Raw genomic sequence first — 19,411 nt, forward strand, 5'->3', positions numbered from 1 at the left:
CTTGACGAGAGGATGGGGTTTCTACGTATAATCAACGGCTGTGCCAAATCGCATACCTTTGTAACCTGTCAGTAATTTGCCATGTCGACAATACCGCCGGTGGGGTCGACTTCGCGAACCTCTGATGCTTGGGAAGATGGGGCGGTTGAACCCGAGTTCAAGGCCCTCACGCACGAAGAAGCGTTGCAGTGGCGGCGCAGCCAGCCCGCGTTGTCGGCCTGGCGCGTGGTTGGTGTGCAAGTGCTGGTGGGGCTGTTGGCCGGAGCTCTGGGGTGGTTGTTCACCCGTTCGGTTCCGGTGGCTTCTTCGGTGTTGTACGGCGCAGCTTCGGTGGTGATCCCGACAGCCTTGATGGCCTGGGGTATGACGTCGAGTGCTTTGTCCCGTCGATCGGCGGGGCATGTGATCTCGATGTTCATGAGTTTTGTTTTGTGGGAGGGGGTCAAGATTCTGTTGACGGTGGCCATGTTGTGGTCGGCGCCCAGAATCGTTCCCGACCTGAACTGGCTGGCCCTCGTGGCGGGCCTGGTGCTTGTGTTGAAGGTGTACTGGTTTGGATTCTGGATCCAGACCCGTCGTTGAATAAATCGGTTGATGGACGCAAACAAACATGGCTGCTGAAGGTAACGCAATCACCCCGGGTGAATACATCCGGCACCACCTGGTTCACTTGAACAACTCGGGTGAAAAGCAGCAATCCATTGTGGATTTTTCGATCATCAACCTGGACTCCGTGGTGTTCAGCGTGGTGCTCGGCGCCTTTGTGTGTTTCCTGCTCTGGCGCGCTGCGCGCAAGGCTTCGTCCGGTACGCCGGGCCGCTTTCAGGCTGCCGTGGAAATGCTGGTTGAGATGGTGGATGGCCAGGCCAAGTCGGTGATCCACAACGCCAAGAGCCGCAAGCTGGTGGCTCCCCTGGCGCTGACGGTGTTCGTCTGGATTTTCATGATGAACTTCATGGACATGCTGCCGGTCGACCTGCTGCCGCGCCTCTGGGCTGAGTACTACTCGGCTACCGGCCATGATCCGCACCACGCCTATCTGCGCGTGGTGCCCACCGCCGACCTGTCGACCACGCTGGGCCTGTCGATCTCGGTGCTGCTGCTTTGCCTGTTCTACAACATCAAGATCAAGGGTCTCGGCGGCTGGTCGCACGAGCTGGTGACGGCCCCTTTCGGCACCAGCAAAAACCCGATCGCGGCCCTGCTGCTGGGCGTGGTGAATTTTTCTATGCAAATGATCGAGTTCGTGGCCAAGACGGTTTCACACGGCATGCGGTTGTTTGGCAACATGTTCGCGGGTGAGCTGGTGTTCATGCTGATTGCGTTGCTGGGTGGTTTTGCCGCCTTCTCGCTCAGCGGTGGACTGTTCTTCATCGGACATGTGATCGCAGGCACGGTGTGGACCATCTTCCATATTTTGATCATCACCTTGCAGGCGTTCATTTTCATGATGCTGGCCCTGATTTACCTCGGGCAGGCGCATGACGCTCACTAAGCGGCGCGGTTTTCCCGTTCGCTGAGTTTTCTCTCTCCCTTTCTCTTTAATCTTTTCTCCATCTCAAAGGAAACATCATGGAAAACGTTCTGGGTCTCGTCGCACTGGCTTGCGGTCTTATCGTCGGTCTGGGTGCCTTGGGCGCTTCGGTTGGCATCGGCATGATGGGCGGCAAGTTCCTTGAGTCCGGCGCCCGTCAGCCTGAGCTGATGAACGACCTACAAACCAAGATGTTCCTGCTGGCTGGCCTGATCGACGCCGCCTTCCTGATCGGCGTGGCCATTGCCCTGCTGTTCGCCTTCGCCAACCCCTTCACGCTGGCCTGATGGTTCTTGCTGCCGTGCGCGGCGGCCAGAGGTGACCGGGCTCTGAGCCCGGTCGCACCAGCGCCGTCCATGCCGCAGCAAGCGCGTCTACTCCCTTGTCAACACACAGAAAGGCGTTGCGATGAATATCAATGCAACCCTCTTCGCGCAGGCCGTCGTTTTTGCGATCCTGGTGTGGTTCACGATGACCTTCGTGTGGCCACCCATCGCCAAAGCCCTTGACGAGCGTGCGTTGAAGATTTCCGAAGGCCTGGCCTCGGCTGAAAAAGCCAAGTCCGAGCTCGCTGTCGCCAACAAGCGCGTGGAAGAAGAGTTGAGCCAATCGCGCAACGAGTCCGCCATCCGTCTGGCCGATGCCGAGCGCCGTGCACAGACCGTGATCGAAGAGGCCAAGGCGCGTGCGACCGAAGAAGCCGCCAAGATCGTGGCCGCGGCTCACCAGGAAGCACAGGCTCAGGTCGTCAAAGCCCGTGAGGCGCTGCGCGAAGAAGTGGCTTCCCTGGCTGTCAAAGGTGCCGAGCAGATCCTCAAGCGCGAAGTCAACGCCGGTGTTCACGCCGAGTTGCTGGGCCGCCTGAAGACCGAACTCTGATCCCGCGATCCTCCACGCTTCCCCAGCAGGCATCCACAGGTAGACCATGGCCGAAATCGCAACCATCGCCCGTCCTTACGCGGACGCGCTGTTCAAAGCCGCTGGCGCAGATGCCGCCGGCACCGCTGTCTGGCTTGATGAGCTGGCAGCCATCGCCAGCAACGAGCAGTTGCGCCAGTTCGCCGACAGCCCCAAGGCTTCCAGCGAGCAGGTGTTCGGTGTCATCACCGGCGTGCTCAAAGCCGGCTTGTCCACGCCGGCGCAGAATTTTCTGCGCATCGTGATCGAGAACGGTCGTCTGGCCGCTTTGCCCGAAATCGCCGAGCAGTTCCGTGCGTTGAAAAACGCCCAGCAAGGCAGTTCCGACGCTGTGGTCCACAGCGCCTTCGAGATGGACAGCGCTGCGCTGGCCGATCTTTCAGGTGTGCTGGAAAAACGCTTTGGACGCAAGCTCAACCTGAAGGTTGAGCTCCAGCCCGACCTGATCGGTGGCGTTCGCGTGGTGGTGGGTGACGAGGTGCTCGACACCTCGGTCAAAGCCCGCCTGGAACAAATGAAAGTTGCGCTAACGGCTTGAAGCCCGTTGGTCGAATCCCGGGCGCGCCCTCATCCCATTTAACGAAAGAAGGAAAGAGTCATGCAACTCAATCCCGCCGAAATCTCTGAACTGATCAAGTCCCGCATCGAGGGTCTGGGCGCATCGAGTGATGTGCGCAACCAGGGCACCGTGGTGTCGGTGACCGACGGTATCGTCCGCGTGCACGGCCTGTCCGATGTGATGCAGGGCGAAATGCTGGAATTCCCGGCCAACAAGGATGGCGTGCCCTCCTTCGGCCTGGCCCTGAACCTCGAGCGCGACTCTGTCGGCGCCGTGATTCTGGGTGAATACGAACACATCTCCGAAGGCGAGACCGTCAAGTGCACGGGCCGCATTCTGGAAGTGCCGGTCGGCCCCGAGCTGATCGGCCGCGTGGTCAACGCCCTGGGCGCTCCGATCGACGGCAAAGGCCCGATCAACGCCAAGATGACCGACGTGATCGAAAAGGTCGCCCCGGGTGTGATCGCCCGTAAATCGGTGGACCAGCCGGTGCAGACCGGTCTGAAGTCGATCGACTCGATGGTGCCAGTCGGCCGTGGCCAGCGCGAGTTGATCATCGGCGACCGCCAGACCGGCAAGACCGCCGTGGCCATCGACGCCATCATCAACCAGAAGGGTCAGAACATGACCTGCGTTTACGTCGCGATTGGCCAGAAGGCCTCGTCGATCAAGAACGTGGTGCGAGCCCTGGAGCAGGCCGGCGCGATGGAGTACACCATCGTCGTGGCCGCTTCGGCCTCTGAATCCGCTGCCATGCAATACCTGTCGGCCTACTCCGGCTGCACCATGGGCGAATATTTCCGCGACCGTGGCCAGGACGCCCTGATCGTTTATGACGATCTGTCCAAGCAGGCCGTGGCCTACCGCCAGGTCTCGCTGCTGCTGCGCCGCCCGCCAGGCCGCGAAGCCTACCCCGGCGACGTGTTCTATCTGCACAGCCGTCTGCTTGAGCGCGCCGCTCGCGTCAACGCCGACTACGTCGAAGCCTTCACCAAGGGTGAAGTCAAGGGCCAGACCGGCTCGCTGACCGCGCTGCCCATCATCGAAACGCAAGCCGGTGACGTGTCCGCTTTCGTGCCAACCAACGTGATCTCGATCACCGACGGCCAGATCTTCCTGGAAACCAGCCTGTTCAACGCCGGTATCCGCCCCGCCATCAACGCCGGTATCTCGGTGTCGCGCGTCGGTGGTGCGGCCCAGACCAAGCTGATCAAGAGTCTGTCCGGCGGTATCCGTACCGACCTGGCCCAGTACCGCGAGCTGGCTGCGTTCGCGCAGTTTGCTTCCGACCTGGACGAAGCCACCCGAAAGCAGCTGGACCGCGGTGCCCGCGTGACCGAACTTCTGAAGCAGGCCCAGTACAGCCCGCAGTCCATCGCCTTGATGGCCTCCACGCTGTTCGCCGTGAACAAGGGCTACCTCGATGACATCGAGATCAAGCAGGTCCTGCCCTTCGAAGCCGGCATGCACGCCCACTTGAAGGACAAGTACGCGGCCCTGCTGGCCAAGCTGGAAAACGACAAGGCCATGGACAAGGATGCTGAAGCCCAGCTGGCCGCCGCCATTGCCGAGTTCAAGAAAACCGGCACGTACTGAACCGGCCCATTGACCCGATAAAGGAGCAGCAATGGCAGCAGGCAAGGAAATACGCGGCAAGATCAAATCGGTGGAGAACACCAAGAAGATCACCAAAGCCATGGAGATGGTCGCCGCCTCCAAAATGCGCAAGGCGCAGGACCGCATGCGTGCGGCCCGGCCTTACGCGGAAAAGGTGCGCCAGATCACCGGCAACCTGAGCCGCGCTAACCCCGAGTACACGCACGCCTTCATGAAGGTCAACGATGCCAAAACCGCCGGTTTTGTCGTTGTGACGACCGACAAAGGCCTGTGCGGCGGCATGAACACCAACGTGCTGCGGGCCCTGACGACCCAGCTCAAGGATCTGCAGGCCAAGGGCATCGGCGCCGAGGCCGTGGCCATTGGCAACAAGGGTCTCGGTTTCCTCAACCGCATCAACGCCAAGGTGGTGTCCAGCGCAACCGGACTGGGCGACACGCCCCATCTGGACAAGCTGATCGGCCCCGTGAAGTCGCTGCTCGATGCGTACACCGAAGGCCGCATCAACGCGGTCTACCTGTGCTACACCCGGTTCATCAACACGATGAAGCAGGAAGCCGTGACCGAGCAGTTGCTGCCGTTGAACGCAGGCACCTTGCAGGATGGCGCGGGCGGACGCGACTGGGATTACATCTACGAACCCGACGCACCCGCGGTGATTGACGAGCTGCTGCTGCGCTATGTGGAAGCCCAGGTCTACCAGGCCGTGGCCGAAAACATGGCCTCCGAGCAGTCGGCACGCATGGTGGCCATGAAGGCCGCCACCGACAACGCCGGCAGCGTCATCGGCGAACTCAAGCTGGTCTACAACAAGACCCGCCAGGCCGCGATCACGAAAGAACTTTCGGAAATCGTCGCCGGCGCCGCAGCGGTCTGAAGCAGCCGTTCAACAGAATCCAGAGAATTTAAAAGGTATCCATCATGTCTCAAGTACAAGGCAAGATCGTCCAATGTATCGGCGCCGTGGTTGACGTGGAATTTCCGCGCAACCAGATGCCCCACATTTATGACGCCCTGAAAATGGAGGGCTCGGCCCTGACGCTGGAAGTCCAGCAACAGCTGGGTGACGGCGTGGTGCGCACGATTGCGCTGGGCTCGTCCGACGGCCTGCGCCGCGGCATGCTGGTGACCAACACCGCAGAACCCATCATGGTGCCGGTGGGCAAGGCCACTCTGGGCCGCATCATGGACGTGCTCGGCACGCCCATCGACGAGCGCGGCCCGGTTGACCAGACCCTGACCGCCTCCATCCACCGCAAGGCACCGGCCTACGACGAACTCAGTCCCTCGCAAGAGCTGCTGGAAACCGGCATCAAGGTGATCGACCTGATCTGCCCCTTCGCCAAAGGTGGCAAGGTGGGTCTGTTCGGTGGCGCCGGTGTGGGCAAGACCGTGAACATGATGGAACTCATCAACAACATCGCCAAGGCCCACAGCGGTCTGTCGGTGTTCGCTGGTGTGGGTGAACGTACCCGCGAAGGCAACGACTTCTACCACGAGATGGCCGACTCCAAGGTGGTGGACCTGGAGAACCTGCCCAACTCCAAAGTGGCCATGGTCTACGGTCAGATGAACGAACCCCCGGGCAACCGTCTGCGCGTGGCCCTGACCGGTCTGACCATCGCCGAGTCCTTCCGTGACGAAGGCCGTGACGTGCTGTTCTTCGTGGACAACATCTACCGTTTCACGCTGGCCGGTACCGAAGTGTCCGCCCTGCTGGGCCGCATGCCTTCCGCCGTGGGCTACCAGCCGACACTGGCCGAAGAAATGGGCCGTCTGCAAGAGCGCATCACCTCGACCAAGGTCGGTTCGATCACCTCCATCCAGGCCGTTTACGTGCCAGCCGATGACTTGACCGACCCGTCGCCCGCCACGACCTTCGCCCACCTGGATTCCACCGTGGTGCTGTCGCGTGACATCGCTTCGCTGGGTATTTACCCTGCGGTGGACCCGCTGGACTCCACCAGCCGCCAGCTCGACCCGCTGGTCGTGGGCCAGGACCACTACGAAACCGCTCGCGCCGTGCAGAACACGCTGCAGCGCTACAAGGAACTGCGCGACATCATCGCCATTCTGGGCATGGACGAACTGGCGCCTGAAGACAAGCTGGCCGTGGCCCGCGCCCGCAAGATCCAGCGTTTCCTGAGCCAGCCGTTCCACGTGGCCGAAGTGTTCACCGGCTCGCCAGGCAAGTACGTGCCGCTGTCGGAAACCATCCGCGGCTTCAAGATGATCACGGCCGGGGAATGCGACCACCTGCCCGAGCAGGCCTTCTACATGGTCGGTTCTATCGACGAAGCCTTCGAAAAGGCCAAAAAGGTGGCGTAAAGCGGCGCCTCGGGGCGTCTGGCGTTGTTGCCGTGCTCACCGTACCTTTAGTACGGCAGTGCGCGGCGCCTAGCCAGCCACCCCGCTGCTTGCTTTCCACTCACCTTTTAAACTGGAGTATCTATGAGCACCATCCACGTTGATGTGGTCAGCGCCGAAGAGTCGATCTTCTCGGGTGAGGCCAAGTTCGTGGCCCTGCCGGGCGAAGCGGGTGAACTGGGCATCCTGCCCGGCCACATTCCGCTGATCACCCGCATCAAGCCCGGTGCCGTGCGCATCGAGAAGGCCGATGGCGGCGAAGAGTTCGTGTTTGTGGCGGGTGGCATTCTGGAAGTGCAACCCAACTGCATCACCGTGTTGTCCGATACCGCCATCCGCGGCAAGGACCTGGACGAAGCCAAGGCCAGCGATGCGCGCAAGCAGGCCGAAGAAGCCGTCAAGAACGCCAAGAGCGATATCGACCTGGCCAAGGCCACGTCCGAACTCGCGGTCATGGCCGCGCAGATTGCAGCGCTGCGCAAGTACCGCCAGAAAAAGTAAGACGCCTTGCGCGTTGGCTCCAGAGAGACCGGTCATTGGCCGGTCTTTTTTTTGCCGATTGTTGGTGCGCGCCCGCACAATACAAGCATCTTGTCGAACCACTTCAACCCTCACCGCTGCCATGTCGTCGATTTTTGAAAACCCGGACCTGGCACCGGAGGAAGTGGCGGCGCGCCTGCTGGTCACCGCATCTGCGCTGGACGACCTGACTTTGGCGGACGCCATGAAGGTCGTGGTGTACATGCGACCCAAGCGCATCAAGTCCGGAACGGTGTTCATCCAGGAAGGCGAAGTCCGTCAGAACGACTACATGTTGCTGGTGCTCGAAGGCGATATCGCCGTGGAGAATGCCCTGCCCGGTCTCAACGAGAGCATGGTGGTCAACATCATGGGTCCAGGACATCTGATCGGCGAAATGGGTGTGCTGGATGGCGCGCCCCGCTCCGCCACCTGCACCGCCACCACCGACATCTACGCGGCGGTCCTCTCCCGAACTGCACTCATGCGACTGCTCAAGGACGAGCCGCGGGTCGGTGCGCGCCTGCTGCTGGCGATATCCAAGCGCATGGCCGACCGCTTGCGTGAGACCACCCGCAAGCTCAAGACCTTTGCACAGATGAACAAGGCCTTGCAGCAGGAGTTGCAGGTGGTCATGAACAACCGCACCGGACTCGAGGCCCAGAAACGCAGGTAGGTATGCCGACCGACGGACCAGCCGGCGTCAGGCGCGCACGACGCTGTTGCTCAGCTGGTTGGGGCGCCAGGTCTCGGACGTGGCAGGGAAGTGCTCCACCAGCAGCGCCGAAACCTCCTCCAGCGCCTGCGTCAGGCCATCTTCAACTTCACCCCGGTGCAGGCGGGCACCGAGCCGGTCCACAATGGCCTGCCACTGCGCCTGATCCACCCGTTGCGCGAGGGCCCGGTCGGCGACGAATTCGATCGCGTGCTCGGCCAGCAGCAGGTAGATCAAGACGCCGTTGTTGTGTTCGGTGTCCCAGACGCCCATGCGGCCAAACCAGCTCACCGCGCGTTCGCGCACCAGGGCCTTGATCGACCGGTCCGGCTGCAGGCGCCACAGGTAGGACAACGGCAGCGCCGCTTCAACGCACAAACGCACTTCACCGGTGTGTCGAGCTTCGCTGGCGCCCACCCGCTGGGCCAGGCGCTCGGCCATGTCGTCGGGCACCGCGCGGCGGGTGTCCGAGGCGTCGAGCCAGCGGTGTTTGAGGATGCGCAGCCATTTGTTCATCTTGCTCACCAGTCTCCGGACGCACCGCCACCGCCAAAATCGCCCCCGCCGCCCGAGCCAAATCCGCCACCGCCACCGAACCCACCCCCACCGCCGAAACCGCCGCCGCCCCATCCGCCGTGGTGTCCACCCCGGGAGCTGCGCCCCGAAGTGGCCGACGTGGGCAGAAACTGGATGAACAATGCCGCCAGCATCCCGAGCAGGCCGGCGCCGATGGCGATCCAGGCTACCGAGGTGATGACCCAGGCCAGTCCGCCCGCTGCGCCGCCGGTCAACAGGGTGCCGAGCTTGTTGCCAAAGATGCCGCGCAAGACCCCCGAGGCGATCGGCACAGCGAACACCAGGAAGATCAGCATGTCCATCCACTCGAAGTCATTCACCGAGGTGGGCGCGGCCTGTGGCAGCGGGAGTTCCTCATCCGCGATGCGCGCCAGGATCTGGTCCACGCCGGCCTGGATGCCGCCCGCGTAGTCGCCTTGGCGGAAGGCGGGCGTGACCGCCTGATCGATGATGCGGCGCGCGATCAGATCGGGGATCGCGCCTTCCAGTGTCTTGGCGGTCGCGATGCGCAGGCGGCGGTCGTTCTTGGCGATGACGAACAAGACCCCGTCGCCCACGTCCTTGCGCCCGAGCTTCCAGGCATCGCCCAGGCGCTGGGTGTAGTCGGCAATGTCTTCCGGAGCCGTGGTCGCCACCATCAGCACCACGACCTGCGAGCCGCGGCTCTTCTCGAACGCCTCCAGTCGGGCTTCGAGAGTGGCGAGGCTACCGGCATCCAGCGTGCCGGTCTGGTCCATCACCCGCGCTCGCAACTCGGGCAGCGGCTGCAGGCCTTGGGCCCAGGCCACCGCGCCCAGCAGCCAGAAGACCGCCGCCAGCAGCGGGCGATGCCAGCGCACGGTCATTGCTTGTTGAAGTCCACCTTGGGCGGGCTGGAAATGGCGGCTTCGTTTTCGACCTGGAAACCCGCCTTGGGCGCGTAGCTGAAGACCATGGCGGTGAGGTTGGTCGGGAAACTGCGTGCGAGCACGTTGTATTCCTGGATCGCCTGGATGTAGCGGTTGCGGGCGACCGTGATGCGGTTCTCGGTGCCTTCGAGCTGCACACGCAGGTCGCTGAAGGCCTGGTTGGCCTTGAGGTTGGGGTACTGCTCGACCACCACCATCAGGCGGCTCAGGGCACTGCTCACCTCGCCCTGCGCGGCCTGGAATTTCTGCATCGCGGCCGGGTCGTTCAGCATCTCCGGCGTCATCTGGATCGAGGTGGCCTTGGAGCGCGCTTCGATCACCTTGGTCAGGGTCTCCTGCTCGAAGTTGGCCTCGCCCTTGACGGTGGCGACGATGTTCGGGATCAGGTCGGCGCGGCGCTGGTACTGGTTCAGCACCTCGGACCAGGCGGACTTGCTCTGTTCGTCCAGTCGCTGGAAATCGTTGTAGCCGCAGCCGGTGAGACCAGCCGCCAGGAACAGGGCCAAGGCCCAGGTGGTCAGGGGTTTGAACAAGGTGCGCATGTGTCCTCCGGGGGCGTTGACCAGAATGGTGGCAGGCGGTACGGGTGCCTGTTGTCGGGCAACTATACCTGTGGCGTGTGGCAGGCGCCCTGGCCGGCAACGCCAGCGCGGGACCGTCTGGTGATCATGGGGACGTCGGGCGGGGGAAAACCGGCGCCCGCAGCGCTGGCGCACCGGTCAAGCGGCAAAATGGCTGCCATGCGCAAAACCAAACTGCCCCCCGGTTCCCCCGACGACACCGAACACGCGTTCTACGACGCCCTGCAAAACGGCGACCTCGAACGCCTCATGGCCTGCTGGGCCGACGAGGACGACATCGTCTGCGTGCACCCCGGGGGTCCACGGATGGTGGGGCATGCCGCGGTGCGCGCCGCGTTCGAAGCCATGTTTGCCAACGGCAGTGTCAAGGCCCACCCGGAAAAGGTGCGCCGCCTGGATGCGGGAAGCTGCAGCGTGCACAGCGTGGTCGAGCGCGTGGAGGTGTTGAGCGACGACGGGCTGCAGCACGCCTGGGTCGTGGCCACCAATGTCTACGCCAAGACTGCACAAGGCTGGCGCCTGGTGGCCCACCACGCCAGTCCGGGTTCACGCACCGAGCCGCCCGAGGTCACGACCGCGCCGCCGGTCCTGCACTGAACGTTCAACCGACATGAAACGCGAGCCGCTGCCCACTGCGATGGACGGCTACCGCGCGCCCTGGTGGCTGCCCGGTGGCAACGCGCAGACGCTGTGGGCGGCGCTGTATGCCCAGCGCCATTTCGGGCCGGCGCCCCGTTGGCAACGCACCCGCTGGGACACGCCCGACGGCGACTTCATCGATGTGGACCTGAGCACGCACACCGCCCCACCAGGCGCCCCCTTGCTGGTGTTGTTCCACGGACTGGAAGGGTCGTCGGCCAGCCAGTACGCGGTGGCTTTCGCCGACTTTGCCGCGTCGGAGGGACTGGCCTTTGCCGTGCCTCATTTCAGGGGTTGTTCGGGCGAGATCAACCGCGCACCCCGCGCCTACCACTCGGGCGACTTCGAGGAGATCGACTGGATACTCAAGCGGCTCGCGGCGGACCACCCGGGCCGTCCCTTGCTGGCGGTGGGCGTCTCACTGGGGGGCAATGCGCTGCTGCGCTGGGCGGGCGAGATGGGCGAGGGCGCCGCCCACACGGTGCGCGCGGTGGCCGCCGTGTGCTCGCCGCTGGACCTCGCCGCGGGTGGGCACGCCATCGGCCGCGGTTTCAACCGGCTGGTCTACACACGCATGTTTTTGTCGAGCATGGTCCCCAAGGCCCTGCGCAAGCTGGAGCAATACCCGGGCCTGTTCGACCGCGAGGCCTTGCTGGCGGCGCGCGACCTCTACAGCTTCGACAACCTGTTCACCGCGCCCCTGCACGGATTTCGAGACACCGAGGACTACTGGGCGCGTGCGTCGGCCAAGCCCGTGCTGGCGCAGATCCGCGTGCCGGCGCTGGCGCTCAATGCGCGCAATGACCCTTTTGTGCCCGCTGCTTCGTTGCCGACGCTGCGCGACGCCGGGCCCTGCGTGACCCTGTGGCAAACGGCGCAGGGCGGACATGTGGGTTTCCCGGCCTTGCGCCCGCCGTTGCGCAGCCATGTGCGCGCCATGCCCGACGCGGTTGGGCGCTGGCTGTTGGCGAACATTTGATCCACCCCCGCCGCGCGCGACCCCGTCCAGGGGCCGGCACAGGCGGCCCGGCGAAGCCGGTTCCGCGCAGCCCTTGGAATCACTTCCCCTCTGCTGACATTGACTTGTGTCTCGCGTGCCTGAAACGGGTTGTAATCCACGGTATGGATGACATCGTCAAAGCCGCCCTCGCCAAATGGCCCAACGTGCCGCACTGTTACGGCTGGCTGGGGCTCGACGCGCGCGGCAACTGGTACATGCGCGACGACCGCTGCCAGGCGGCTGGCCCGTTTGCGCGGGCCGAGGGCGACGATCGCGTCGCCAGCAAGGGTTCCCTGCTCAAACACGAGAAGCTGATCGAATTCATCCATCGCAACTACGCCGCGGATGAACAAGGTCAATGGTTCTTTCAGAACGGACCGCAGCGGGTGTACGTCGAGCTGGAAAACACGCCCTTCATCTGGCGCGTGCAGCCCGATGGCCGGGTGCGGTCCCACACCGGACCCGATGCCGGCGAGGTGCGGCAGAGCCTGCTGGACGAGCAGGGCCGCCTCTATCTCGTGACCGCGATGGGCCTGGGACTGGTGCACACCAGCGACATGGCGCTGGCGGCCGATGCGGTGGAGTCTGGGCGCTGGGTGCCCGAGCCGGTGCAATGGTCTGCGCTGCCGATCGATCGGGGTTTTGTGCGCAGCCCGCAGCACTTGCAGGTCAGAGAGGCCCAACCGGTCGGCAAGACCTGACGCGCGGTCGACAACACACGTAAAAAAAGCCGGTCAGCGACCGGCTTTTTCGTGAAAGGCACAGAGGCCTTCGAGGCTTACTTGACCGCAGCGAGGATGAACTCGACGGCCGACTGGATCTCGGCGTCCGACGCCGTGGAGCCGCCCTTGGGAGGCATGGCGTTTTTACCCTTGATCGCGCTGGCGGTCAGCGCTTCCAGGCCAAGGCCGATACGCGGGCCCCAGGCGGCCTTGTCGCCGAACTTGGGCGCACCGGCCACACCGGCCGCATGGCAGGCCACGCAAGCCTTGTTGTAAAGCGCTTCGCCGCTGAGTGCGGCGGTGGGTGCACCAGCGGCCGCACCGTCAGCGGCTGGGGCCGGGGCTGCGCCCGAAGCCGCCATGGCGGCTGCGATCGTTGCGGCATCACCCAGCACCACGGTGCCCACGCGCTGGATGCGCTGAGCGGTCGCGAGTTCGGGGTCCACCGCGCCGGCGGCCGGCTTGTCGCCGGAGGTGACGTAGTACACCAGGCCGATGATGATGAAGATCGGGGCGACAAACGAGAAAAACGACGTCCAGAGCAACTGGGCAGGGGTTTTGATCGGGCCGGTGTGGGAATCGTGCGCGTGGTCGCTCATGGTGTCCTCAAGAATGGCGGAACGGGGAGCCAGGATGGGTGGGGCAGGCCGTGCCCGGCCAAGCGCCGGACAGCCCGCGATTATAGCCAAACCCCTCTTGCCGCAGACTTGCAGCTGAGCCCGCCTGATAGAATCGGTCGCTGTTGCGGCTGTAGCTCAGTGGATAGAGTATTGGCCTCCGAAGCCTATGGTCACGGGCCCGGCATGCAACAATTCGACGATTGGTCTCCTTACAGCATGCGGCTGTAGCTCAGTGGATAGAGTATCGGCCTCCGAAGCCGAGGGTCGTGGGTTCGATCCCCGCCAGCCGCACCAAAATCAATGACATACGTGGGTTTCTTGTGGCCCACGTGACTGTCAAAGTTGTCCCGATGACGCAAAAGCCGTGGTGGTACTGGGCCACAGGGCAAATGGACTTGTGGTCACGGCAAGAAGCTCTACATCACCATGGCCCGTCTGTGGCCCATGCGTAGCCCATGACTTTGATCTGGCAGCATATCTGGGCTGACTATTGACGATAGGCTCATGGCCCAGGATGTTGACCTGACTGACAGGCAACTTTGCAGGGCGGATTCAACCGGTCGATGCAACACACTGAGAACTGCGTGAGCAGATGGAGTGTTGCAGATGAAGTACCGGACACGAAACTACTACACCGACAGCCAGAAGGCTTTGATGTGGGAGCGCTGGAGAGAAGGGTGGACGCTTCACCAGATAGGCCAACTGTTTGACCGGCCTCACACCTCGATCCAAAACATCTTGGTGAAAACTGGTGGCATTAGGCCACCGCAGCGATGTCGGTCCGCGACGGCGTTGAGCTTGGTCGAGAGAGAAGAAATATCGCGGGCCGTCGTTGCAGGCGAATCGATTCGGTCGATCGCTGCACGCCTTGGCCGGGCGCCGTCGACAGTCAGTCGTGAGTTGAAGCGTAATGGTGGCCAAGAGAGTTATCGAGCTGCGCAGGCCGACAGCGATGCTTGGGGCCGAGCGCTTCGACCCAAGCGTTGCAAGCTCATGGAGAACCGCAGCCTGGCACGCATCGTCGCCGACAAGCTGAGAGTGTTGTGGTCGCCTGAACAAATCGCGGGCTGGCTAAAGCATACTTATCCGTGCGACGAGAGCCTTCACGTGTCACACGAGACCATCTACCGCAGTCTGTTCATTCAAGCGCGTGGCGCCTTGAAGAAGGAGCTGTTGGCGCACCTGAGGCGTACCCGCGGGATGCGTCGCTCTCGTCACTACACGCAGAAGACGGCCATTCACGGACAGATCGTCGATGCGGTTTCGATCAGCGAGCGCCCCTCCTGCGTCGAAGACCGAGCGGTGCCTGGTCATTGGGAAGGGGACTTGGTCTTTGGCAGTGGCAATAGCCAGATCGCGACATTGGTTGAGCGTCAAACGCGGTACGTGATGCTGGTGAAGCTGGACGGTAAAGACTCGCAGACGGTCATCAACGCGCTCATCAAGAACGCTCGCAAGCTTCCGCAGGAACTCTACAAGTCACTGACTTGGGATCGAGGCAAGGAGATGGCCGCGCACAAGCAGTTCACGATGGCCACTGACATCCAGGTCTACTTCTGCGATCCGCAAAGTCCGTGGCAACGCGGAAGCAACGAGAACACGAATGGGCTGCTCAGGCAGTACATGCCCAAGGGCATGGATATCTCGGGTTTCTCGCAGCTTCAGCTCAACGCGATCGCGAGACAATTGAATGAGAGGCCGCGCAAGACGCTCGGCTTCCATACGCCCGCTGAGATGTTCAGCGAATCTGTTGCATCGACCGGTTGAATCCGCCAGCGCGTGCTGACGGTGGGTGCTGCCAGGCGTACTCAGGCTTGCTGGCAAGAAGCGGCTTTTCGGGATGGCGATAGGCGCGTGCCCGAATGACGGCTGTATGAGGTACTGCGGTCATAGAGCTTCCGCGACCCGGCTGGCGCCGCGCCATCGACCGCTTCAACATGACCCGGACTGGCGGGGCATGTCCGAGAAACTGAGGGAGACTGGGGGAAAGCCACACCTCAAGGTGGCGACCATGCGCATGAGCTTGATGCAGTGTGAAGGAAGCCGCCTCCTGCGCGAGCATTTCAGCGTTGCGGACACATACAGCCTGGGCCTGGTCAGGACTGAAAGATAGCTTCGAGGTCGACCTCTTCCGATGCCGGTTCGAGCTTCAGACTGCGCTCAATGTGCTGCAGATGTTCGAGCATCAACGATTCAGCGAGTGCAACGTCTCGGCGCGCGATGGCGTCAATGATCTCGGAATGCTCGTCAGCCAAGCAGGTGCTGGATGTCGGTGCGTCGTAGAGCACGATGATCAGGCAGGTCAGTGTCGCCAGTTCTCGCATCTGTCGCGCCAACGCAGTGTTCCCTGCCTGTTCCGCGATCAGGATATGAAACTCGCCTGAGAGGCGAACGACAGATCGCTTGTCGTCGCGCCGACGAGCATCCTGCTCCAATTCACAATGATGTCGCAAGCGCGCCACCCGCTCAGGCGATAGATTCTCGATCAGGCGCCGCAGTACAGCCGGCTCGATGAGCCGGCGCGCCTCAAAGACGTGCATAGCCTGTTCGATAGTCGGCCTAGCCACATAGGCACCGCGTTGCGGGATGAGTTCGACGATTTGTTCATGCGCCATGCGCGCCAAAACTTCTCGAATTCGCGCCCGGCTTGTGCCGAAAATTTCCGCCAGCCGCTCCTCAACCAACTTGGTACCGGGGTGCAGGCGGTGTTCGACAATGGCTGTGTAAATCCGCTCGTAGACCTCATCCTGCGCGTTCTCGCGCTCAAGACGGGCGGCCACCGGGGATTTTTGCGCGCGGGAGGTCGACATAGTGCTTGCGATCAATGAGGCTAGTTGGTTTGTCGAAACAAGACCAATCAAATGTTGGTCTTGTGGGATTGATTGTAGGCAGTGGCACTTGCCTTTCATTGTCTGTGGTGTGTCGTTGCCAGATCATTGCCAAGTGAAGAGTTGACCCCAGCCCCGCACGTTGCTTGGGTCGACCCCTATCGCGCGCAGAGCTCCCCAGACGGTCGTGCTGACCGTGTCGAGCAGCGGAATGTCAAATTCCGCCTCAATCCCGTCAGCAAGCTGGGCGCTATGCAGATTGGTGCAAAAAGTCGTGATCGCCTGGGGCTGACTGGCGGCCACCTCGCCCATGAGGGCCCGTAAGCGCTCCGGCTCGACAAGTGCGAAATCGTGGTTGACCCGGATGTCCAAATGTCGCTCGGCAACGACCTCAATGCCGCGCGCGGCGTAGTTGTCAATGATGCGCTGCTGTACATCGGCGGTGTAGGGGCTCACCAGCGCCAGCCTCCGAATGTTGCGCAACGCCATCAGCTCGTTCAAAGCCAGTACTGCAGTGGTTGCTGTAATGCCGGTGCGTTCTCGAATTCGCTCGACTAGGCGCTGATCGGCATCGAACCCGAGCCAGCCGGATGAAGTGCCGCTCCAGGCAATGACGTCGACCTTGGCATCGGCCAGCAATTCAGCTGCAGCCAGGATTTTGCTGTCGTCGAACTGGCCGAGCGCGCGGTCGGACAAGGCTATCTCAGTCACCTTGAAGCGCGAGAAGTGCGCGCTGCAGTTGGGGACTGCGGCTGCAAGGGCGCTGGTCAAAGGCTCCAGCGCGGTATTGGATGAAGGTGTCAACACACCGATACGAATGGGGCGGGACATGAAGGGACTCCTGCAGACGGGTTGAAGGGTTTCGGCACAACGATGGTGCTCAGGACCATCATGGGTGCACCGGAATTTATTGTCAACATAGGTGTAAACACTATGTTCGACATTATAAATGTGAGCAACACTGTCGACATTGAATACGACATTTATCGCGCTTGCTGTTGACTTCTGGCTACTTCAGAAGTGCAGGTGTTGATAGCCACTGAGGAAGCCCAGGATCATGTTGTCGACACCCCTGTTTTTTAGAACGCGCAGTTGGACCAGCCCGTTGATCCGTGACGGAGTCGTGTCATGAGCGAATTTGATCTCGTGATCCGCCAAGCACGTGTTGCAACGGCCAGTGATTGTTTCGAAGCCGACATTGGCATCCGTGACGGCCGGATCGAGGCGCTCGGCGCTGCTCTGGCCAAGGGGCGGCAGGAGATCGACGCCGCTGGCCGTGTCGTCACGCCGGGCGGCGTAGACGCGCATTGCCATCTTGATCAGTCAATGCCGCCGCCGCTTCGCATGGCCGATGACTTCGAAAGCGGCACCCGTTCGGCCGCCTGCGGCGGCACCACAACGGTGATTCCGTTTGCCGCGCAGGAAAAAGGCCAGTCATTGCGTGCCGCCGTCGATGACTACCATCGCCGCGCCGAGGGCAAGGCACATATCGACTACGCCTTTCACATGATCGTCAGCGATCCGACGCCGACTGTACTGAACGACGACCTACCGTCGCTGATACGCGCCGGCTACACCTCGTTCAAGGTCTACATGACCTATGACGACTTGAAACTTGATGATGGCCAGATCCTGGACGTGCTGTCGGTGGCGCGCGAGGAGGGTGCGATGGCAATGATCCACGCTGAGAACGCTGACTGCATCGAATGGCTCAGCAAGCGCCTTGAAGCTGCCGGGCGCATCGCGCCCAGGTTCCATGCACATTCGCGGCCGATGCTGGTCGAGCGCGAAGCCACGCACCGCGCCATCGCACTGTCAGAACTGGTTGATGTGCCGATTCTGGTCGTGCATGTTTCTGGGCGTGAAGCGGTCGAGCAGATCCGCTGGGCACGCGCGCATGGCCTGCAGGTGCATGCCGAAACCTGTCCGCAGTACCTTTTCCTGACCGCTGAAGACCTGGGCATCGACGACAGCTACAAGGGTGCTCGTTGCGTATGCAGCCCGCCACCGCGCGACAAGGGCAACCAGGAAGTGATCTGGAATGGTCTGAACGATGGACTGTTCACGATTTTCTCATCCGACCATGCGCCGTTTCGTTTCGACGACCCCGAGGGCAAGAAGCCGGGCGGTCAAGAGGTGCCCTTCAGGCATATACCAAACGGTATTCCGGGGCTCGAGACTCGCCTGCCGTTGCTGTATTCAGAAGGTGTGCTCAAAGGTCGCATCACCTTGTCGAAGTTTGTCGAGCTGACATCCACCAACCCGGCCAAGGCCTATGGCCTGCACCCCCGCAAGGGCACTATCGCTCCCGGCTCTGACGCCGACTTGGTGATGTGGGACGAGGGTGAATTCGAGTTGACAAATGCGCGGTTGCACCACGCAGTCGACTACACCCCATACGAGGGCATGAAGCTGAAGGCCTGGCCCGGGCTGACGTTGGCTGGCGGCGAAGTTGTCTGGGACGGAAGCAATTTCCATCCACGCGCTGGCCGGGGCCGCTTCCTTAGCTGTGGCACACCCAGTCTGCGGCCTCAAAGCCGTTGAGGTCGTACGATGAACATCCTCCTGATCAACCCCAACACCTCGGACAGCGTGTCCGATCTGATCCGTGCCGAGGCCGAGCGCAGTGCGGCACAGGGCACCCAAATCGAGGTCATCACAGCGCCGTTTGGCGTCGCCTACATCGAAACCCGTTTCGAAGCGCTGATTGGGGCATATGCAGCGGCTGAGGTCGCTGCGAAGCATCACGAGCGCTTCGACGCGGTGATCGTTGCGGCCTTCGGCGATCCTGGCCTGGCTGGCCTGCGCGAAGCGCTGCCTTGTCCAGTGACTGGCCTGACCGAGGCGGCATTGGCGAGCGCCAGCCTGCTCGGCCAACGCTTTTCGATCGTCGCCATCTCCCAACGCATCCGCGCCTGGTACCGCGAGACGGTGCAGCACATCGGTCTCGATGGCCGGCTGGCCAGTATTCGAGGCTTGGATGAGCCCTTGGCCGACATCGGCAACGTGCAAGGAAACCAGGGCGAACGCCTGATCGCATTGGCCGAACGGTGTGTCGACGAAGACGGAGCTGATGTGATCGTCCTGGCCGGTGCCCCCCTGGCCGGACTGGCGCGCTGCTTGCGCGGTCGCTTACCGGTGCCGGTGGTTGACGGGGTGTCGAGCGCCGTGCGCCATGTCGAATCACTGATCGCGCTGCAGCCTGGGAAGGCGGTGCGTGGCAGCTTCGCACCTCCCCCCGTCAAAGCCAATCAGGGACTTAGCCCTGCCCTTGAACGACTGCTTGCCAGCCGTCGCCATGTCTGAAC

22 protein-coding genes and 1 tRNA gene are annotated in these 19,411 nt (G+C 62.4%); 17 read left to right on the forward strand and 6 right to left on the reverse strand.

Annotated elements, in window-relative coordinates; translation table 11 throughout:
• The first annotated feature begins 81 nt into the window (after positions 1-81).
• The 10 genes from F3K02_RS18155 to F3K02_RS18200 all read left to right on the forward strand — a co-directional run bounded on the left by F3K02_RS18155 (position 82) and on the right by F3K02_RS18200 (position 8,190).
• Positions 82-582: an ATP synthase subunit I gene (locus tag F3K02_RS18155; protein ID WP_177137029.1), complete on the forward strand. Its 501-nt coding sequence runs from the start codon at positions 82-84 to the stop codon at positions 580-582.
• Positions 583-610: 28 nt separating this feature from the next.
• Positions 611-1,495, forward strand: a complete 885-nt coding sequence (atpB, locus tag F3K02_RS18160; RefSeq protein ID WP_177137030.1) for a F0F1 ATP synthase subunit A — start codon at positions 611-613, stop codon at positions 1,493-1,495.
• Between the two features lie 77 nt (positions 1,496-1,572).
• The gene (gene atpE, locus F3K02_RS18165) at positions 1,573-1,821 is read left to right on the forward strand and encodes a F0F1 ATP synthase subunit C (protein ID WP_077334647.1); all 249 of its coding nucleotides are present in this window, start codon (positions 1,573-1,575) and stop codon (positions 1,819-1,821) included.
• 121 nt (positions 1,822-1,942) lie between these two features.
• On the forward strand, positions 1,943-2,413 hold the full coding sequence (locus tag F3K02_RS18170; protein ID WP_077334649.1) for a F0F1 ATP synthase subunit B: 471 nt from the start codon (positions 1,943-1,945) through the stop codon (positions 2,411-2,413).
• Between the two features lie 46 nt (positions 2,414-2,459).
• The gene (locus F3K02_RS18175) at positions 2,460-2,990 is read left to right on the forward strand and encodes a F0F1 ATP synthase subunit delta (protein WP_177137031.1); all 531 of its coding nucleotides are present in this window, start codon (positions 2,460-2,462) and stop codon (positions 2,988-2,990) included.
• Between the two features lie 60 nt (positions 2,991-3,050).
• Positions 3,051-4,607, forward strand: coding sequence for a F0F1 ATP synthase subunit alpha (gene atpA / locus F3K02_RS18180; protein WP_177137032.1), 1,557 nt, complete (start codon positions 3,051-3,053; stop codon positions 4,605-4,607).
• A 31-nt stretch (positions 4,608-4,638) separates the two neighbouring features.
• Complete coding sequence (gene atpG / locus F3K02_RS18185) at positions 4,639-5,505, forward strand: F0F1 ATP synthase subunit gamma (protein WP_177137033.1); 867 nt, start codon at positions 4,639-4,641, stop codon at positions 5,503-5,505.
• Positions 5,506-5,549: 44 nt separating this feature from the next.
• The gene (atpD, locus tag F3K02_RS18190) at positions 5,550-6,956 is read left to right on the forward strand and encodes a F0F1 ATP synthase subunit beta (RefSeq protein WP_177137034.1); all 1,407 of its coding nucleotides are present in this window, start codon (positions 5,550-5,552) and stop codon (positions 6,954-6,956) included.
• A 123-nt stretch (positions 6,957-7,079) separates the two neighbouring features.
• The gene (locus F3K02_RS18195; protein WP_177137035.1) at positions 7,080-7,496 is read left to right on the forward strand and encodes a F0F1 ATP synthase subunit epsilon; all 417 of its coding nucleotides are present in this window, start codon (positions 7,080-7,082) and stop codon (positions 7,494-7,496) included.
• A gap of 121 nt (positions 7,497-7,617) precedes the next feature.
• Positions 7,618-8,190 carry a cyclic nucleotide-binding domain-containing protein gene (locus tag F3K02_RS18200; RefSeq protein ID WP_177137036.1) on the forward strand — a complete coding sequence of 191 codons (573 nt, stop codon included), beginning with the start codon at positions 7,618-7,620 and terminating at the stop codon, positions 8,188-8,190.
• A 27-nt stretch (positions 8,191-8,217) separates the two neighbouring features.
• Here the strand turns inward: F3K02_RS18200 and F3K02_RS18205 are convergent, their stop codons facing one another.
• Genes F3K02_RS18205 through F3K02_RS18215 form a run of 3 tightly spaced genes read right to left on the reverse strand, consistent with a single transcriptional unit; the run spans position 8,218 to position 10,255 of the window.
• Entirely contained in the window at positions 8,218-8,745 is a 528-nt protein-coding gene (locus F3K02_RS18205; RefSeq protein WP_177137037.1) for a TPM domain-containing protein, read from the reverse strand.
• Between the two features lie 5 nt (positions 8,746-8,750).
• Positions 8,751-9,650 (reverse strand): TPM domain-containing protein, encoded by a 900-nt coding sequence (locus tag F3K02_RS18210; protein WP_177137038.1) that lies wholly within the window; start codon positions 9,648-9,650, stop codon positions 8,751-8,753.
• A complete protein-coding gene (locus F3K02_RS18215; protein ID WP_177137039.1) occupies positions 9,647-10,255 on the reverse strand; it encodes a LemA family protein in 609 nt (202 codons plus the stop codon). The genes F3K02_RS18210 and F3K02_RS18215 overlap by 4 nt, the downstream gene beginning before the upstream one ends.
• 198 nt (positions 10,256-10,453) lie before the next feature.
• On the opposite strand from F3K02_RS18215, the gene F3K02_RS18220 reads away from it, so the two are divergent.
• The 3 genes from F3K02_RS18220 (at position 10,454) to F3K02_RS18230 (ending at position 12,634) form a co-directional block, all read left to right on the forward strand.
• Complete coding sequence (locus F3K02_RS18220; protein ID WP_177137040.1) at positions 10,454-10,891, forward strand: YybH family protein; 438 nt, start codon at positions 10,454-10,456, stop codon at positions 10,889-10,891.
• Between the two features lie 13 nt (positions 10,892-10,904).
• Positions 10,905-11,912 carry a YheT family hydrolase gene (locus F3K02_RS18225; RefSeq protein WP_177137041.1) on the forward strand — a complete coding sequence of 336 codons (1,008 nt, stop codon included), beginning with the start codon at positions 10,905-10,907 and terminating at the stop codon, positions 11,910-11,912.
• Positions 11,913-12,055: 143 nt separating this feature from the next.
• Positions 12,056-12,634, forward strand: a complete 579-nt coding sequence (locus tag F3K02_RS18230; RefSeq protein ID WP_177137042.1) for a DUF2946 family protein — start codon at positions 12,056-12,058, stop codon at positions 12,632-12,634.
• Positions 12,635-12,711: 77 nt separating this feature from the next.
• Here F3K02_RS18230 and F3K02_RS18235 read toward each other — a convergent pair whose 3' ends face one another.
• Entirely contained in the window at positions 12,712-13,254 is a 543-nt protein-coding gene (locus tag F3K02_RS18235) for a c-type cytochrome (protein WP_177137043.1), read from the reverse strand.
• A 239-nt stretch (positions 13,255-13,493) separates the two neighbouring features.
• Here F3K02_RS18235 and F3K02_RS18240 point away from each other — a divergent pair.
• Both F3K02_RS18240 and F3K02_RS18245 read left to right on the forward strand, forming a co-directional pair.
• Positions 13,494-13,569: transfer RNA gene (locus F3K02_RS18240), tRNA-Arg, on the forward strand.
• A gap of 312 nt (positions 13,570-13,881) precedes the next feature.
• Positions 13,882-15,042, forward strand: a complete 1,161-nt coding sequence (locus tag F3K02_RS18245; protein ID WP_177137044.1) for an IS30 family transposase — start codon at positions 13,882-13,884, stop codon at positions 15,040-15,042.
• 329 nt (positions 15,043-15,371) lie between these two features.
• On the opposite strand, the gene F3K02_RS18250 is transcribed toward F3K02_RS18245, so the two are convergent.
• Both F3K02_RS18250 and F3K02_RS18255 read right to left on the reverse strand, forming a co-directional pair.
• Complete coding sequence (locus tag F3K02_RS18250; RefSeq protein WP_177137045.1) at positions 15,372-16,085, reverse strand: GntR family transcriptional regulator; 714 nt, start codon at positions 16,083-16,085, stop codon at positions 15,372-15,374.
• A gap of 123 nt (positions 16,086-16,208) precedes the next feature.
• Complete coding sequence (locus F3K02_RS18255) at positions 16,209-16,934, reverse strand: maleate cis-trans isomerase family protein (protein WP_177137046.1); 726 nt, start codon at positions 16,932-16,934, stop codon at positions 16,209-16,211.
• A 297-nt stretch (positions 16,935-17,231) separates the two neighbouring features.
• Between F3K02_RS18255 and hydA the strand changes: the two genes are divergently transcribed.
• Positions 17,232-18,647 (forward strand): dihydropyrimidinase, encoded by a 1,416-nt coding sequence (gene hydA / locus F3K02_RS18260; RefSeq protein ID WP_177137047.1) that lies wholly within the window; start codon positions 17,232-17,234, stop codon positions 18,645-18,647.
• A 9-nt stretch (positions 18,648-18,656) separates the two neighbouring features.
• Positions 18,657-19,409, forward strand: a complete 753-nt coding sequence (locus F3K02_RS18265; protein ID WP_177137048.1) for an aspartate/glutamate racemase family protein — start codon at positions 18,657-18,659, stop codon at positions 19,407-19,409.
• Positions 19,410-19,411: the final 2 nt, after the last annotated feature.

It is taken from the genome of Hydrogenophaga aromaticivorans, assembly GCF_013387465.1.
GTDB lineage: Bacteria > Pseudomonadota > Gammaproteobacteria > Burkholderiales > Burkholderiaceae_C > Hydrogenophaga > Hydrogenophaga aromaticivorans.